We start from the raw sequence: 14390 nt of genomic DNA, 5'->3' as shown, positions 1-14390 counted from the left end.
ATGCACTACGACCTTATTATCAGGAACGGCCACCTTCTTGATGCGGCTCAGGGACTCGACCGGATAGGCTCGCTGGCATTTGCCGGCGGCAAGATTGCCGCAATCGACGTCCCTGAAACCGCAACCGCCACAGCGGTAGTCGATGCTCGGGGGCAATATGTGACCGCCGGCCTTATCGACCTGCACACCCATGTCTATGTCGGCGGCACTTCTCTGGGGGTCGATCCCGACGAACTGGCCCGCGGGTCCGCTGTGACCACCCTGGTGGATGCCGGCAGTGCTGGTGCGGCCAATATCGCCGGCTTCCGCAAGCATGTGATCGAACGCGCCGACGTTCGCATCCTCGCCTATCTCAACATTTCCTTTGCGGGGATTTTCGGGTTTGGCGGCGCGCTGTCAGTTGGCGAAGGCTGGGAACGGCGCCTGCTGGGGGTCCGCGAATGCGTGGCAGCCGCGCGGGACCATCGTGATATCATCGTCGGGATCAAGGCCCGCGTTGGCCCAAGCTCCAGCGGCGACAGCGTCATCGACCCGCTCAAGCTCGCCCTGCAAGCAGCCGAAGAGCTGGACCTGCCGGTGATGGTGCATGTGGAGATGCCGCCCCCGACCATTGACGAAATTGCCGACCTGTTGCGGCCGGGCGACGTGCTGACCCATTGCTGCCGGCCCTACCCTAACGCCGTGGTCTCGCCGCGGAGTGGGGAGGTGAACAGATCGTGCCTCGCAGCGCGCGAACGCGGGGTCTTTTTCGATACCGGCCATGGCCGCGGTTCGTTTGACTATGCCGCCTTCGGGCGGATGCAACGTGCCGGATTCCTGCCCGATGTCATCTCGTCCGATGTGCACCTATTCAACCGCCAGAGCCCGGCCGTTGACCTGCTCACGACCATGAACAAGGCCATTGCGCTCGGAGTCGATTTGCCGAGCGTCGTGGCCATGGCGACCACAGGGGCCGCCAAGGCGCTGCGTCGCCCAGAGTTGGGAAGCTTGACAGTAGGAGCTGAGGGAGACGCCAGCATTTTCGCGATTGAGGAGACACCCCGCGACCTGCTCGACAGCCTCGGCGCGCTGCTGGTGGCGTCAAAATCCCTCACGCCGCGCGGCACTGCGAAAGCGGGAATTTGGCGTGAGGCTGTTCGATAGATTTGAGCCAAAAGCGGGGCTCGCGCACCAGCACAGCATGACGTCAGCATTCGCAAAACCTCACTTGGCATCAGCGATGCCCAAATGGGGCCGTAAGCTGTTAGTCTGCTCCTGGCTAAATCAGACGGATAGCGGGCATACTGGATACGCTTGACGTCGCTGGGCTTTAAAGCAGGAGGTCGAATGTCCCGTTCCCGTTCCCGCTTTCAGGATCAGAAGCCCTGGGTGCCGCTGCCATATTCTGTATGGCACGAAGCTCTGTGGCAGTTCCTGTGTACGGCCTGCCTGATCTTCGGTGCCTGGTATATTGGGTGGCGCTGGCTCTTTTCGATCAACTTTGATGCACTGTGGTTTTCAATCCCACTGATCGTGGCCGAAACGGCTGCGTTTATTGGCTTGTTGTTGTTCACCATCAATCTCTGGTCTGCCGGTGCGTCCAAGGCCCCGCCCCTACCGCAAAGCACAGGTGATTGCAGCGACGATCCCGATGTGCTGGAGCGGCCCCTTTCTGTGGACGTTTTTTTTGCTACCTATAACGAGGACCCCGAATTAGTGCGGCAGGGACTGCAGGCGGCGAAGCAGCTGCGGTACCCGTATCCCATAGATTTGCAGGTGCATGTGCTCGATGACGGCAGGCGGGCCGCCATGGAAGCAGTGGCTCGCGAGGAGGGTGCCAACTACATCACGCGCGCCGAAAATGTCGGGTTCAAGGCGGGCAATTTGCGCAATGCGATGGCGCTGACCTCCGGCGATTTCATCCTGATCTGCGATGCCGACATGATCCCCTTTCCCAGCTTTCTGGAACAGACGCTGGGCTATTTCCGCGATCCAAAAATGGCCTGGGTTCAGACGCCGCAATGGTTTTATGACGTGCCTCCGGGCACTCCGCTGCCGGCTAAACTCGAGCGCTGGCTGGGGAAAGCGGGCGAGGCGCTGGGCCGCGGCATCGAGAAGCTGATCGGTCCGGTCCAGCTGGGTGAAGACCCGTTCGCCAACGACCCGCAACTGTTCTTCGACGTCATCCAGCGCCGCCGTAACTGGGCCAATGCGAGCTTTTGTTGTGGTGCCGGCTCCATTCACCGGCGCGAGGCGGTGATGGAAGGGGCGTTGCGCCAGTGGTCGGATGCCATCGAGACCACAGCCGGCCGCAACGAAGCGGCTGCGCGCCGCTTGACGGGAGAAAAGGCGATCTCTGATACGCTGCGTGGCGCCATGCGTTGGCAAGGTGCGCTGGACGAGGAGTTCCAGCCGTACAAGTTCCACGTCTCGGAGGACATCTATACTTCTCTGGCGCTGCATGCGGATCGGGAGCGGGGATGGAAGTCGGTGCTGCACCCGGTGGTGCAGGCGCGAATGCTGTCGCCCAACGATCTGCTGAGCTGGACGCTGCAGCGGTTCAAGTATGCCGGTGGCACTCTCGACATCTTCATCAACGATAATCCCTTTCTCAGGAAGGGCCTGACGCCGTTTCAGAAGCTCATGTATGCGGCGACGTTCTATTCCTATCTGTCGCCGATCTGGAACGTGATCTTCCTGGCGGCCCCTATCGTGTTCCTGTTCACCGGCATCGCCCCGGTTGCAGGCTACACATTGGACTTCTTCATCCACATCATTCCGTTCCTGCTTCTCAACGAACTCTCGAGGCTGGTCGGCGCGTGGGGCAATTCCAATAGCAAGGGGCGGGCCTGGTATCTGGCGACCTTCCCGCTGAACCTGAAGGCGCTCTGGGCGGTCATGCGACGCCAGAAGATTTCCTTTCCCGTCACGCCGAAGGATCGGCAAATAGGCACCTATGGCAAGCTGGTCAGGTGGCAAATTGCTGTGGTTGTGCTGACGCTGGCCGGACTGGGATGGGGCTGGGGCGCATTTGCGCTCGGGAATCCCAGCTATACCCTAGGGGCTATTATCGCCAACACCTTGTGGGGGCTGAGCAATAGCCTTTCTATGGCGCCAATCATCCGCGCAGCGTTTTGGCAGCCCGACCCTGAGTTTGAGGCCGACATCGTTTCTGGCAAGATGCATGCGTAGCCGGCATGGTCGCTTTTTGAGTGGGGCCGTAAATGAAGTTTAGTGAAGGTTTGTTGCGGGCCCGTGGGCAGATCGCCTTTCTGCTGGCGCTGGCGTGTTCCATGGCGGTTATTATCTACCTTGAAACGCTCAACACATCGGAACGCATCCGCGCTCAGGTCGTGGCAGAAGCGGGCATGAGCGGGCAGTCTTTGGAGCCTCGGTCAGATAATCTGACGGTGGCGGTTCGTCTCGCGATCGACAACAATCGGGTGGCCTTTACCGACGATCCCGGTGCGCCGACCAACCGCGCCGGAATGCTCAATGCTGCCGTCCTTGGACTGGCATTTGGCGTAGGCCCCGCGGAGGTCCAAAAGCAAGAAGCGGACGCGGTGCTTGCCTTGATCGAGGCGGGCAACCCACAAGAAGTGTGGGCACTGGCACCTGCGCTCGGCCTGTTGGCTGCCACCGTTCCTGAGTTCGAGTCGCGCGTACTGTCGCTGCTAGGCACCAGCGCTGAATAGCTTGGTCAGGGTCAGGCGATTAACGCCCGAGGTGGATGAATAGCTGACCTCGTCCATCGTCATTTTCATCAACTCCAGCCCGAAGCCGCCTTCGGGCAGCAATTCCAGGTTCTCGGGATCGAAATCGAGGGGAGTAGTCTCGGAGGTGAGACGATCCGGCATGGGGGCGGCTTTGTCGAAGATATCGATCACAAGCCGGTCGGCCCGGATATTTATCCTAACCTCGACGGACTGGCCCTTTTCTCCCCGGTAGCCGTGCTTGATGACGTTGTTGATGGCCTCCACGACGCTGAGCTCCACATCGGCCAGCATGCCATCGTCGAGCTTTTCGGAGCAAAGTGCGCGCACGGCCCGGGCGACGAGCTCGACGCTGCCCAGGTCACTGTCTATCTGGAGGCTAATTGCTGCACTCATGGCGAAGCGCCCCCTAGGAGTTCAGGCTAAGAATAGCAGCGTCCGTGGTGTCATGCATGGAGAAGACGCGGTCCATTCGCGTCAAGGCAAAGAGACGGCGCACCGGCAGGTTGGCGCCGACGATCACGAGGTTTCCGGTCGGCCCAAGGCGCTTGAGGCAGGAGACGATCGCTCCCAAACCTGAGCTATCGACGAACTCCACGAGGTGCAAGTCCAACACCAGGCGGCTGGCGCCCTTTTCAATCAGCCCCCCGACCTTGTCCTTAAACGCTGGCGCCCGATGGGCATCCAGGCGTTTTTCTTCAACCTTGATGATCAATATGTCGTCGACGGTCTCAGTGGAAAGCATTTTTAGGGTCCCAGGGGTTTTTGCGCTCGACGATGAGTACACTCACGTCATCGGTAAGAGTAGCGCCGCCCCGCCAATTCCGCAGTGAAGTCTGCAGGATTGCCAGAATGTCATCGATCGGCAGCAATGCATGGCTTTCAATGAGTTCCAGGAGACGGTCCTGGGAATAGAATTCACCCGCTCGGTTCTCGGTTTCCACGACGCCGTCGGAGTAGATCAGCAGCCGATCTCCCTGCCCAAACTCGATCTCCAGGCCATCGTAGCTCGCCTGCGACAGCATGCCGATGGGGTATCCGCTTTCACCCAAGAGCTGCACGGTGCCATCGGAGCGGATATACACCGGGCACGGGTGGCCGGCCTGGACAATCTTCGCGCGGGGCTCGGTGGCGTCGATCTCGCCGAAGATGGTGGTAAAATAGGGGAGGTCGGCCGGCCATTGCTCGTTGACCGTGGCGAGCACCTGCTCCAGCGACTCGCCCTCACGCCGGGTGAGGAGAGCCTGCGAGAGCGTGTGCTGACCGGCAACGGACACCAGCGCGGCGGCGGCGCCGTGACCGGCAACATCGATCTGGAAGAAGCCTACTGTGCCGTCGGGCTTTCTGGTGACATTGTAGGTGTCGCCGGCAATCAGGCTCGATGGCATGTAAAACCCGCTGTGTCGCACGCTATCGATAGTTCCCGGTGCCGGCAGCATGACCTGTTGAATCCTGGCCGCGGCCTCGAGGTCGCGGCGGAGTTGATCATAAGTTTCCTGCAAGCTCAGGTGGAGCTGTTGCAGCTCCAACTGGGTGCGTTGACGCTGGATGGCATTGGCCTTGAAGGTGCGCAACGCGTTGGTCATCTGGCCCACCTCATCTCGGCTACGCGCACGCGGTGCTGGTGTGGTGAGGTCGTTTGCTGCCAAGCGCACCATTGCCTCGCTGACCTGCATCAGAGGTTGCGTGATGCGTCGCCTCACAACCAGCACGATCAACGCAGCTGCCAATGCCCCGAGGACCGCAAGCAACGCGACGCCAATGGCCGATTGTTGCGCTTGCCTGACCAGCCCTGCCAAGCGAACACGCGAGCTGTCCAGCAGGGTACGCTGCAGAACGCTCAAACTGTCGAGGCTGTTCTTTGAGTTTTGCGTCCATGACCGCAGCAAGATCGGCCGTGTCAAGTTTGGCGCGGCATTGATGAGCGTTACCTGGAGGGGATTGTAGGTGCGCGCGTAAATCTCATATGCAGCGGCGATTGCTCCCCTAACGTCGCTGGGCAGCATGGTTGTCACCTCATCATCGACGAGTTGCCATGCAAGTTCTATGCGCCCGATATTGCGTTCCATGGTGACCAGCAGCCGCCGTTCACCTGCGCTGCCATGGGTCAGCAGTGCCACGCCAATGGCCTCGTTGTAGGCAACCGCCTCGTGCAGCACATCCGTGAATGAGCGGATATTGGCTTCGGCAGAGATCACCGGATCGATCGGTCGGTTATTGCGGAGCAAGTCTAGGCGAGACGACTGGATGACCTCCACAAGTGCAGTGACACTGTCGAGCCACGAGGCGGCAACTTCGATTGTGGTTGGGGCTTCGCTGAGCAACTCGTCCAAAGAGCGGCGATTGGCCTGTAGTCGCCCCTCCAAGCTGGCTATAAGCTCAACGGCAGGGCTGGCGCCCTGAAGATAGGCCTGTTGTTCTATGAGTTCTCGCCTGGCTTCGAGCAACGCAAGATCCACCTGCGCGCGCAGGGCTGTTCCAGAATCATGGGAAACTACAAGATCGCCTGTGAGCAGCTGGACATAACTTCTGGTCCGCTCCTGGGCCAAGGCCGTGCTTGCCACAAGCAATCGCTCCCGAACGCTGTTGGAGGCTTCCAGGCGCCGCGCGTTATCGACCCGGGCGAGTTCCTCCTGCACCAGCGTTGCCGCCACGACGACGAGCGCCAGCCCGAGCGCCAGCGTCAGACCCAGGATAATATGGCGAATCTTCATGAGGCTCCGCTGGTTACTAGGCGATAGTGTCTACGGGACTCCCCTCTCAAACTGCAGGCGCAGCACCTTGCCCTTGTAGCTGGACCAGCCGCTGCCGTCGACTTCAGCTTTGGGCGGGCAGCTTCTGCGCGCCCCGACAGCGTCGCCTGTCGCAGAAGGCCTTCTCGGCAACCTGACCCGTCCAGTGGGAAAACGCAGACATGGCTTCATCAAAACCACTTCGCTTTTGTGCCTGCTTGACCGTTCAGACCGGACCACGCTCGCTCTCTCCAATGTTCTGACATGGTGCGAGTCGAGTCGTGGATACGGCCCAACCACCAACCAGCTCGCCTGTGGTCAGTCCTGGAGGTCCCAGAAGTTTTCGAAAAATATCGAAACGTTCCTGATCGCCGAGCGCTATCGGGATTTCTAGCGCATCGCTGCCCATGAATTCGAAATCCTTCGAACGGAAATAGCGCTTAGCATGCCGACGAGAAGCACAGCACCGGCGGCACCAAGCGCGTTTTGCCGGCCGCCTTTGGACGCAGCCGGGCGCCAAATACGACACAGCGATCATCAGGCGCCAGCATCACCACCCGCGCCCACCTTGGTGACGACGGCAATTTCCTCCCCTCAAAGTCTGAGTCCACAACCTGGGCAACCTCATGCACCGACGGCCATATCGCCACAACTGCAATCCGAAAGTCCGGTCACCAGCGCCACCAGCAGAAAAAGGAGCATGAGTGCCGAACACCCTCGGCAGCTTTGTCGAAGTGATCGGTCAGCATCAGACGCTGGAGGATATTGCACGCGATGCCGGAACAATTTCTTAGGAAATTCTGACAGGTCTCGGCCATCGCTACGCCCCGTGGGTTGGGGCATTGACTTTGCCCCAGGACAATAAGGAACATCCGCACTCACCGACATTGATCATCGGGGAGCGCAGCGATGCCGGGAGAGACGCGGCCTCTTCGAGGCGACTTCGTCGTGCTCGTGTATCAACACGACGAGCGACTTTGGCGGACGCTAGCGCCTTGCGGTCACAGCCAAGCTGCTTCGCTTCCCAGATAAGCGCTGATCTTGTCCACCATGGCCTCCGACGTCTGGGCAGCATCGAGCGCCAGAACTGCTTCGTGTGCTGCGGCGGGTTCGAGGGCTTCTAACTGGCTGGCGAGTAGTGAAGCGGGCATATAATGGCCTTGCCGCGCGGCAAGGCGTTGGGCGATCAGCTCGCGGCTGCCCGCCAGATGCACAAAGAGCAGCGACCCGCCGCCGGCGCGCAGGCGGTCGCGATAGGCGCGGCGCAGGGCCGAGCAGGCCAGTGCGACCGGCTCGTGCGGGGCCGCCGTGGCGAGCAATTCGGCCAGCCGCCCCAGCCAGGGCTCCCGATCGGCATCGTCCAGCGGCACGCCGGCCGCCATTTTGGCGACATTGGCCGGCGGGTGGAAATCATCGGCATCGTAAAACCGGAACGCCAGGCGATCGGCCAGCGCCAGACCCAGCGTGGTCTTGCCGCTGCCCGAAACGCCCATCAGGACAATCCGCGCCGCCGCCCTTCCCTCGCCCGCCATGGATTAGACCAGCGCGGTCGGCAGGGGCCGACCGGCGAAATGGGCGTCCAGATTGGCAAGCACCAGATCGGCCATGGCCTGGCGCGTCTCATGGGTAGCGCTGGCCATATGCGGGGTCAGCACCACATTGGAGAGGCCAAAAAAGCCATCGGGCACGCGCGGCTCGTCGGCAAACACATCTAGCGCCGCGCCGCCCAGCCGGCCTTCCGTCAGCGCGGCCAGCAGTGCCGGCTCGTCGACCAGCGAACCGCGCGCCACATTGACCAGCACGCCGTTCGGACCAATGGCGTCGAGCACCCGGCGGTCGATGATTTTGTGGGTCTCGGCCGAGGCGGCGGCGGCCACGATCAGCACGTCGCAATTGGCGGCCAGTTCCGCCGGATCGGCGTAATAAGCATAGGGCACGTCGCGCTGCGTGCGCCCGCCATAGGAAATGACCGCGTCAAAGCCTTCGAGCCGCGTGGCGATGGCCTGGCCAATGCGGCCGAGCCCGAAAATGCCGTAGCGGCGGCGCGACACCTTGGAGCTGAGCCCCAGATCGCCTGCCGGCCACTTGCCCTGCCGTACATGGGCGTCCCCGGCCACGATCCGGCGCAGCAGGGTAATGGTGAGGCCGATGGCCAGATCCGCCACATCCTCGGTCAGAACGTCGGGCGTGTTGGCGACGCGGATGCCGCGGCGCTTGGCCTCGACCAGATCGACCTTGTCGAAGCCGACGCCATTGATGGCGACAATTTCCAGCGCCGGCAGCGCCGCAGCAACGGCCGGAGGAATCCCGATATGTCCGCCGGTGACGACCCCGCGCACGGATGCGGCGTGTTCGGCGATGAAGGCGTTCTGATCTGCGGCCTCGTACGAGCGCAGCAGGGTGAAGCGCTCGGCCAGCGCAGTTTCAAGCGCCGGCAACAGGGGGCACAGCTGGAGGATCTGGATCGTCATAGGGTCGGCTTTCGTTATTTGACGTCGGCCTTGATGAACTGGGCCATCTCGGGGGTCTTGGGATTTTCAAACAGCTCGCGCGACGGGCCGGATTCATGGATCAGGCCCTGGTGCATGAACACCGTGGTATTGGCGACGCGGCGAGCAAAGTTCATCTCATGGGTGACGAGCAGCATGGTCATGCCGTCACGGGCCAACTGTTCCATCACGGCCAGCACCTCCCCGGTCAATTCGGGATCAAGCGCGGAGGTGACTTCGTCGAACAGCATCACCTTGGGCCGCATCGCCAGCGAGCGGGCAATGGCGACACGCTGCTGCTGGCCGCCGGACAGTTCATCGGGATAGGCGTTGAACTTTTCCGACAGCCCCACCAGCGCCAACACATCCTCGGCAATGTCGCGGGTTTCGCCCTTGGGCAGGCGCTTGACGATGCGCGGCGCCAGCATGATGTTTTCGCCCACGCTCAGATGCGGGAACAGATTATAGCTCTGGAACACGATGCCCACATCGGTGCGCAGCTTGCGCAACTGCGCCTTGTCCTGGCCGACAGTGTGCCCAGCAATGGTGATCGAGCCGGATTGGATTTTCTCCAGCCCATTGATGCAGCGCAGCAGCGTCGACTTGCCCGAGCCGGACCGGCCGATGATGGCGGTGACCTCGCCGCGCTGGACACTCATCGAAACGCCCTTGAGCACTTCGACCGCACCAAAGCTTTTGTGGACTTGATTGATGACGACTTCAGGCATGGAGCCTCCTCTCCATCCATCGCGACAGCTGCGACAGCGGATAACAAATGACGAAATACAGGGCTGCGACCACGAGGAAGACCCGGAAGGGCTGGAAGGTCGCGTTGGTGATGAGCTGGCCGGCGCGGGCAAGTTCGACAAAGCCGATCAGCGATGCAATCGAGGTGTTCTTGACCACCTGCACGGCAAACCCGACCGTCGAGGGCAGCGCGATGCGCAGTGCCTGGGGAAGGATGATGTAGCGATATTGCTGGGGTCGGGTCATCGCCAGCGATTCCGAGCCCTCCCATTGCTGCTTGGGTACCGACTGGATCGAGCCGCGCCAGATTTCGGCGAGGTAACCCGAGGCATAAATGGTCATCGAAATGCCGGCCGCGACCAGCGGATGCAGCTGATAGCCCATCAGGCTCAGCCCGTAATAGGACAGGAACAGGATCATCAGCACCGGGATGCCCTGGATGGTCTGGATATAAACCAGCGCCACCACGCGCAGCCATTTCATGGTCGAGACCCGGGCCAAGGCGATGAAGAAGCCCGTAAAACCACCGCCGACCAGAGCCAGCGCGGTCAAAATCAGCGTCCACTGCAGCGACTGGATCAAGAACCAGAATTCGGAAAGGCCAAAGGAGCGGAACATTATGCCGAGACCTCCACGATGGGTTGAATGGCGCCACGCCCGGCGCGCCGGCCAAACAGCCAGACCCCGACCAGCGCCAAGATGCCCCTCATCACCAGGGCCAGGCCCAGATAGACGAAGGTGATGGCGATATAGACCTCGAATGAGCGGTAGCTCTGCGACTGCACGAAGGATGCAGCAGCGGTCAGCTCATTGGTGGAAATGGCCGAGCAGATTGAGGAGGCCAGCATCATCAGCACGAATTGCGAGCAAAGCGCCGGATAAACCTTCTGGATCGCCGGCAGAATGATGACGTGGCGATAGACCTGGAACCGGGTAAAACCGAGCGCTTCGCCGGCCTCAATCTGGCTCTTATGGACGGCCTCGATGCCGGCGCGGATGATTTCGGTGGCGTAGGCCGTCAGGTTGATCGACATGCCGATCAGCGCAGCCGTGACGGCATCGACGCGCAGGCCAAGGGTGGGTAGGCCGAAATAGATGATGAACAGCTGCACGAGAAACGGCGTATTGCGGATCGCCTCGACATAGATGTCGACCAGCACCCGCACGATGCCGCCACTAGTGCTGCGCAGCGAGGCGAACAGGATGCCGAAGACGGTACCGACCACGATCGAGAATGCGGAGAGCTGAATGGTCATCCACAGACCGGCCAGTAGCTGATCCTGATATTGGGCGAGGACGCCGAACTGGAATGTGTAGTTCATAGGAAAACCTCGTTCGGGCGACCGTCCGGACCCGGCGGCGCTGCGCGATGCAGGCAGCAGGGGCCCGGACGGTCAGTCTGGTTTAGAACGAAGGGATCGCCGGCAGCGGATCGCCGGTCCACTTGACCGCAATTTTGTCCAGGTCGCCGGAGATCTTCATCAGATAGATTGCCGTGTTCAGATACTGCAGGATTTCGAAATCACCCGGCAGCGTCGCCATGGAATTGCCCTGGCGGAAGAAGGTGAAGCCAATCTGCAGGCCGGCATCGGGAACCTGCTGCAGCAGGCCGGCGGCAACGGTGGAGGGGAGCGCGGTGGCGTCCACCTGACCGGAGAGCAGGGCCTGAGCCGAGGTCGAGTCGTCTTCGTAAACGACGATTTCCATGCCTTCGACGTCGGCGCGGCGCAGCGCGGTTTCCTGCGAAGAACCACGGTTGACGGCGATGCGCTTGCCCTTGAGCCCGTCGAGATCTTCAAACTTCTGGCTCGCGCCGGACACGATGACCATGTTGAACGAGCTGTAGGGCGCGGTGAACATCACGGTCTTGGCGCGCTCGCCCGTCGGCGACAGCGTCGCCACCAGGAAATCGACCTGACCGGTCTGCAGTGCCGGGATACGAGCCGGCGGCGTCAGCGGCACGAGTTCGACCGGCAGGCCGAGGTAGGTGCCGACCAGATTGGCGACGTCGACGTCATAGCCCGACGGATTGCCGTTCTCGTCGATCATACCCATCGGCGGCGCACCGGTCAGCACGCCGATGCGCACGGTGCCGCGCGCCTGGATATCAGCAAGGCTGGCCGCACTGGCGGCGGTCGGCACGGCCAATGTGGCGGCCAGCACGGCAGCGCTGAGCGCGCCGGCGGTGAGCATGGTCTTGAGTTTATGCAGCATGGAGTCCTCCCAAATTATTTGGTTCGTGTTGGTGGTAACGCGGGTCAGAGGGTCGCGAGGACCCCGCCATCCACGTAGAGAATCTGACCGTTGACGAAGCTCGAAGCCTCTGATGCCAGAAAGATTGCCGCGCCCTGCAGTTCCTCGACCTTGCCCCAGCGACCCGCCGGAGTGCGGGTTTTCAGCCATTGGTCAAACACTGGATCATCGACCAGCGCCTGATTGAGGGGGGTTTCGAAATAGCCGGGACCGATGGCATTGATCTGCAGCCCATGACGGGCCCAGTCGGTGCACATACCGCGGGTGAGATTTTTGACCGCGCCCTTGGTGGCGGTATAGGGCGCGATGGAATAGCGGGCCGCCTCGCTTTGCAGGCTGGCGATATTGATGATTTTGCCGCGCCCGCGCTTGATCATATGCTTGGCAACGGCCTGGCCGACAAAGAACACCGAATCGACATTGGCCCGCATAATCTCGTGCCAGGTCTCGACCGGGTAATCCTCCAGCGGCGCGCGGCGCTGTATGCCGGCATTGTTGACCAGCACGTCGATTGGCCCGATGTCGACTTCGATGAGGTCGACGGCGGCAGCTACAGCCTTGGGATCGGTAACATCAAAAACTGAGATTGCGACATCGACTCCAAGAGCTTGCAGCTTTTCAGCTGCAGAGCCGAGCTTGGCTGCATCGCGACCGTTCAGCACGACGTGGGCACCAGCCAGCCCCAAACCCTCGGCCAAAGCGTAGCCAATACCCTGCCCCGAGCCGGTTATCAGGGCAGTCTTGCCCGACAGGTCAAACATTTTGATGCTCATCAATCCAACCAATTTCGCACCGCACTTGTATTCTCGTCATTTCATGTTATCGGTACCAATGCAAGAGCGTTGCTGAAAACGCCCTCCCAACCAGCTGGATAACGACATGAAGGCGATCACCACTTTTGGCGCCAAGGACTTGCGGATCGAGGACCGAGCCGAGGCGCGCGAGAACGACTATGTCGGCGCGTTCCGTCTTGGCTCGAAGGTGGTCTGCACGCTGGTGCGCGAGCGCATCGATGTCGGGTCGACACGCTCGACCGAAGTCCAACCCCGCTTCTAACCACCCAGCCAAGGCATTCGACATGTATACGCGCAGTGCAATTTTCGAAGGCACGATCCATCCGGGGCGGGAGGACGAGTTCTTCGCCGTCGTTGAATCCGACCTGCTGCCGATCTGGCGGCGTATGCCTGGGGCATTGGCCATCCGCGTGATGCGCACGCGCCTCGCCGATGCCGACGCGCCGGGGCTCGTCATGGTTCAGGAAATCGATTACGCGTCGATGGAGGCCGTGGAAATCGCGCTGGCCTCACCGGTGCGGGCCGAGGGGCGCGCGGCGACGGATAGACTGATGACCATGTTCGACGGACGCTTCACCCATCTGGTCTATGAGCGGCTGGCCCTCGAGCCCGCCGCCTAAGAGAGTACATCATGACAGCTCCCAGCCGGAAACCCACGATGCGCGACGTGTCGCGGCTGGCTGGGGTCTCGACCATGACGGTGAGCCGCGTGCTCGCCGATCCCGGGACCGTCGCCGCCGACACCCGAACGCGGGTGATGCAGGCTGTCGAGCAATTGGGCTATGTGCCCGATCGCGTCGCCGGGTCGCTGTCGTCGCGGCGCACCAATTTCGTCGGGCTGATCCTGCCGACGCTGACCAACTCTAATTTTGGCGACACCGCACAGGGCCTGGCCGAAACGCTCGGGCCGCGCGGCTATCAATTGCTCATCGGCTATACGCTCTACCGCGTGGCCGAGGAGGAGCAGTTGGTCCGGGCCATGCTGGCGCGCCGCCCCGACGCCATCGTGATCGCCGGCAATATTCACAGCGCCTCTACCCAGCGCATGCTGCTCAACGCCGGCATCCCGGTGATCGAGATCTGGGAGCATCCCGAAGCGCCGCTCGACCGCGCGGTCGGCTTCTCCAATTTCGAGGCGGGACGGGCTGCGGCACGCCACTTGCTGGCGCTCGGCCATCGGCAGATCGCCGCGATCGGCTCGCAAATCAAGGATGGATTTTGCGACTATCGCGGCGAGGCGCGCCTGCAGGGATTTGCCGCCGCCCTGCGCGAAGCTGGCATGTCCGAACAACTGGTGCTCCGCCATGAGCGGGCGCCGGTTTCGTTCGACCACGGCGCCCGCGCCACAGCGCTGTTGCTGGAACAGGCGCCCGATGTCGATGCGATCTTTGCCGTATCCGACGCTTCAGCCTTTGGCGCGCTGATGGAGTGCAAACGGCGCGGCATCGCGGTGCCCGAGCAGATATCCATCATGGGATTTGGTGATTTTGAAGTGGGGCGGCAGTGCTCGCCGGCAATCTCCACCATCAGGGTAGACGCCGGCGCCATCGGCGAACGGGCTGGGGCAATGCTGCTGGATCTGATCGAAGGCGATAAAACCACGCTGGAGCCGACTGTCATTGATGTCGGCTTCGAGCTGCTGGGGCGCGAAACCACCGCCCGCCGGCCGGTCTAATTTATCGG

General features: G+C 61.7%; 16 protein-coding genes. 6 read left to right on the top strand and 10 right to left on the bottom strand.

Annotation, left to right across the window (positions count from 1 at the left end; genetic code table 11):
• The 3 genes from ACX3OW_RS12795 (at position 1) to ACX3OW_RS12785 (ending at position 3674) form a co-directional block, all read left to right on the top strand.
• Positions 1-1143 carry an amidohydrolase/deacetylase family metallohydrolase gene (locus ACX3OW_RS12795; RefSeq protein WP_459096170.1) on the top strand — a complete coding sequence of 381 codons (1143 nt, stop codon included), beginning with the start codon at positions 1-3 and terminating at the stop codon, positions 1141-1143.
• Between the two features lie 183 nt (positions 1144-1326).
• Positions 1327-3171 carry a glycosyltransferase family 2 protein gene (locus tag ACX3OW_RS12790; protein ID WP_459096169.1) on the top strand — a complete coding sequence of 615 codons (1845 nt, stop codon included), beginning with the start codon at positions 1327-1329 and terminating at the stop codon, positions 3169-3171.
• Positions 3172-3203: 32 nt separating this feature from the next.
• Positions 3204-3674 (top strand): hypothetical protein, encoded by a 471-nt coding sequence (locus ACX3OW_RS12785; RefSeq protein WP_459096168.1) that lies wholly within the window; start codon positions 3204-3206, stop codon positions 3672-3674.
• Here ACX3OW_RS12785 and ACX3OW_RS12780 read toward each other — a convergent pair.
• From ACX3OW_RS12780 to ACX3OW_RS12735, 10 genes are all read right to left on the bottom strand, one after another.
• Positions 3654-4088 carry an ATP-binding protein gene (locus tag ACX3OW_RS12780; RefSeq protein WP_459096167.1) on the bottom strand — a complete coding sequence of 145 codons (435 nt, stop codon included), beginning with the start codon at positions 4086-4088 and terminating at the stop codon, positions 3654-3656. The two genes, ACX3OW_RS12785 and ACX3OW_RS12780, sit on opposite strands and share 21 nt — an antisense overlap.
• Before the next feature lie 13 nt (positions 4089-4101).
• On the bottom strand, positions 4102-4437 hold the full coding sequence (locus tag ACX3OW_RS12775; protein ID WP_459096166.1) for an STAS domain-containing protein: 336 nt from the start codon (positions 4435-4437) through the stop codon (positions 4102-4104).
• On the bottom strand, positions 4424-6406 hold the full coding sequence (locus tag ACX3OW_RS12770; protein WP_459096165.1) for a SpoIIE family protein phosphatase: 1983 nt from the start codon (positions 6404-6406) through the stop codon (positions 4424-4426). Before ACX3OW_RS12770 ends, ACX3OW_RS12775 begins: the two co-directional genes overlap by 14 nt.
• Before the next feature lie 1019 nt (positions 6407-7425).
• Complete coding sequence (locus tag ACX3OW_RS12765) at positions 7426-7917, bottom strand: gluconokinase (RefSeq protein WP_459096164.1); 492 nt, start codon at positions 7915-7917, stop codon at positions 7426-7428.
• Between the two features lie 42 nt (positions 7918-7959).
• Positions 7960-8895, bottom strand: a complete 936-nt coding sequence (locus ACX3OW_RS12760) for a 2-hydroxyacid dehydrogenase (protein ID WP_459096163.1) — start codon at positions 8893-8895, stop codon at positions 7960-7962.
• A 14-nt stretch (positions 8896-8909) separates the two neighbouring features.
• Complete coding sequence (locus ACX3OW_RS12755) at positions 8910-9641, bottom strand: amino acid ABC transporter ATP-binding protein (protein ID WP_459096162.1); 732 nt, start codon at positions 9639-9641, stop codon at positions 8910-8912.
• On the bottom strand, positions 9634-10281 hold the full coding sequence (locus ACX3OW_RS12750) for an amino acid ABC transporter permease (RefSeq protein ID WP_459096423.1): 648 nt from the start codon (positions 10279-10281) through the stop codon (positions 9634-9636). Before ACX3OW_RS12750 ends, ACX3OW_RS12755 begins: the two co-directional genes overlap by 8 nt.
• Positions 10278-10982 carry an amino acid ABC transporter permease gene (locus ACX3OW_RS12745; RefSeq protein ID WP_459096161.1) on the bottom strand — a complete coding sequence of 235 codons (705 nt, stop codon included), beginning with the start codon at positions 10980-10982 and terminating at the stop codon, positions 10278-10280. The genes ACX3OW_RS12750 and ACX3OW_RS12745 overlap by 4 nt, the downstream gene beginning before the upstream one ends.
• An 82-nt stretch (positions 10983-11064) precedes the next feature.
• Positions 11065-11874, bottom strand: a complete 810-nt coding sequence (locus ACX3OW_RS12740; RefSeq protein ID WP_459096160.1) for a transporter substrate-binding domain-containing protein — start codon at positions 11872-11874, stop codon at positions 11065-11067.
• Between the two features lie 44 nt (positions 11875-11918).
• The gene (locus ACX3OW_RS12735) at positions 11919-12686 is read right to left on the bottom strand and encodes an SDR family oxidoreductase (protein ID WP_459096159.1); all 768 of its coding nucleotides are present in this window, start codon (positions 12684-12686) and stop codon (positions 11919-11921) included.
• Between the two features lie 106 nt (positions 12687-12792).
• Here ACX3OW_RS12735 and ACX3OW_RS12730 point away from each other — a divergent pair, with 106 nt between their 5' ends.
• From ACX3OW_RS12730 to ACX3OW_RS12720, 3 genes are read left to right on the top strand one after another with little or no spacing between them, the layout of a single operon-like run.
• A complete protein-coding gene (locus ACX3OW_RS12730) occupies positions 12793-12969 on the top strand; it encodes a hypothetical protein (protein WP_459096158.1) in 177 nt (58 codons plus the stop codon).
• A gap of 22 nt (positions 12970-12991) precedes the next feature.
• Positions 12992-13327 (top strand): putative quinol monooxygenase, encoded by a 336-nt coding sequence (locus ACX3OW_RS12725; protein WP_459096157.1) that lies wholly within the window; start codon positions 12992-12994, stop codon positions 13325-13327.
• Positions 13328-13365: 38 nt separating this feature from the next.
• Positions 13366-14382, top strand: a complete 1017-nt coding sequence (locus ACX3OW_RS12720; protein ID WP_459096422.1) for a LacI family DNA-binding transcriptional regulator — start codon at positions 13366-13368, stop codon at positions 14380-14382.
• Positions 14383-14390 lie beyond the last annotated feature (8 nt).

It is taken from the genome of Devosia sp. A449 (assembly GCF_054489375.1).
This window is presented reverse-complemented; position numbering and strand designations above follow the sequence as displayed.

Excerpts from the sequence above, each read along its gene's own strand:
- ACX3OW_RS12795 (WP_459096170.1), top strand. The coding sequence starts at position 1 with ATGCACTACGACCTTATTATCAGGAACGGCCACCTTCTTGATGCGGCT.
- ACX3OW_RS12790 (WP_459096169.1), top strand. The coding sequence starts at position 1,327 with ATGTCCCGTTCCCGTTCCCGCTTTCAGGATCAGAAGCCCTGGGTGCCG.
- ACX3OW_RS12775 (WP_459096166.1), bottom strand. The coding sequence starts at position 4,437 with ATGCTTTCCACTGAGACCGTCGACGACATATTGATCATCAAGGTTGAA.
- ACX3OW_RS12770 (WP_459096165.1), bottom strand. The coding sequence starts at position 6,406 with ATGAAGATTCGCCATATTATCCTGGGTCTGACGCTGGCGCTCGGGCTG.
- ACX3OW_RS12755 (WP_459096162.1), bottom strand. The coding sequence starts at position 9,641 with ATGCCTGAAGTCGTCATCAATCAAGTCCACAAAAGCTTTGGTGCGGTC.
- ACX3OW_RS12735 (WP_459096159.1), bottom strand. The coding sequence starts at position 12,686 with ATGAGCATCAAAATGTTTGACCTGTCGGGCAAGACTGCCCTGATAACC.
- ACX3OW_RS12745 (WP_459096161.1), bottom strand. The coding sequence starts at position 10,982 with ATGAACTACACATTCCAGTTCGGCGTCCTCGCCCAATATCAGGATCAG.
- ACX3OW_RS12740 (WP_459096160.1), bottom strand. The coding sequence starts at position 11,874 with ATGCTGCATAAACTCAAGACCATGCTCACCGCCGGCGCGCTCAGCGCT.
- ACX3OW_RS12730 (WP_459096158.1), top strand. The coding sequence starts at position 12,793 with ATGAAGGCGATCACCACTTTTGGCGCCAAGGACTTGCGGATCGAGGAC.
- ACX3OW_RS12720 (WP_459096422.1), top strand. The coding sequence starts at position 13,366 with ATGCGCGACGTGTCGCGGCTGGCTGGGGTCTCGACCATGACGGTGAGC.
- ACX3OW_RS12760 (WP_459096163.1), bottom strand. The coding sequence starts at position 8,895 with ATGACGATCCAGATCCTCCAGCTGTGCCCCCTGTTGCCGGCGCTTGAA.
- ACX3OW_RS12780 (WP_459096167.1), bottom strand. The coding sequence starts at position 4,088 with ATGAGTGCAGCAATTAGCCTCCAGATAGACAGTGACCTGGGCAGCGTC.
- ACX3OW_RS12785 (WP_459096168.1), top strand. The coding sequence starts at position 3,204 with ATGAAGTTTAGTGAAGGTTTGTTGCGGGCCCGTGGGCAGATCGCCTTT.
- ACX3OW_RS12765 (WP_459096164.1), bottom strand. The coding sequence starts at position 7,917 with ATGGGCGTTTCGGGCAGCGGCAAGACCACGCTGGGTCTGGCGCTGGCC.
- ACX3OW_RS12725 (WP_459096157.1), top strand. The coding sequence starts at position 12,992 with ATGTATACGCGCAGTGCAATTTTCGAAGGCACGATCCATCCGGGGCGG.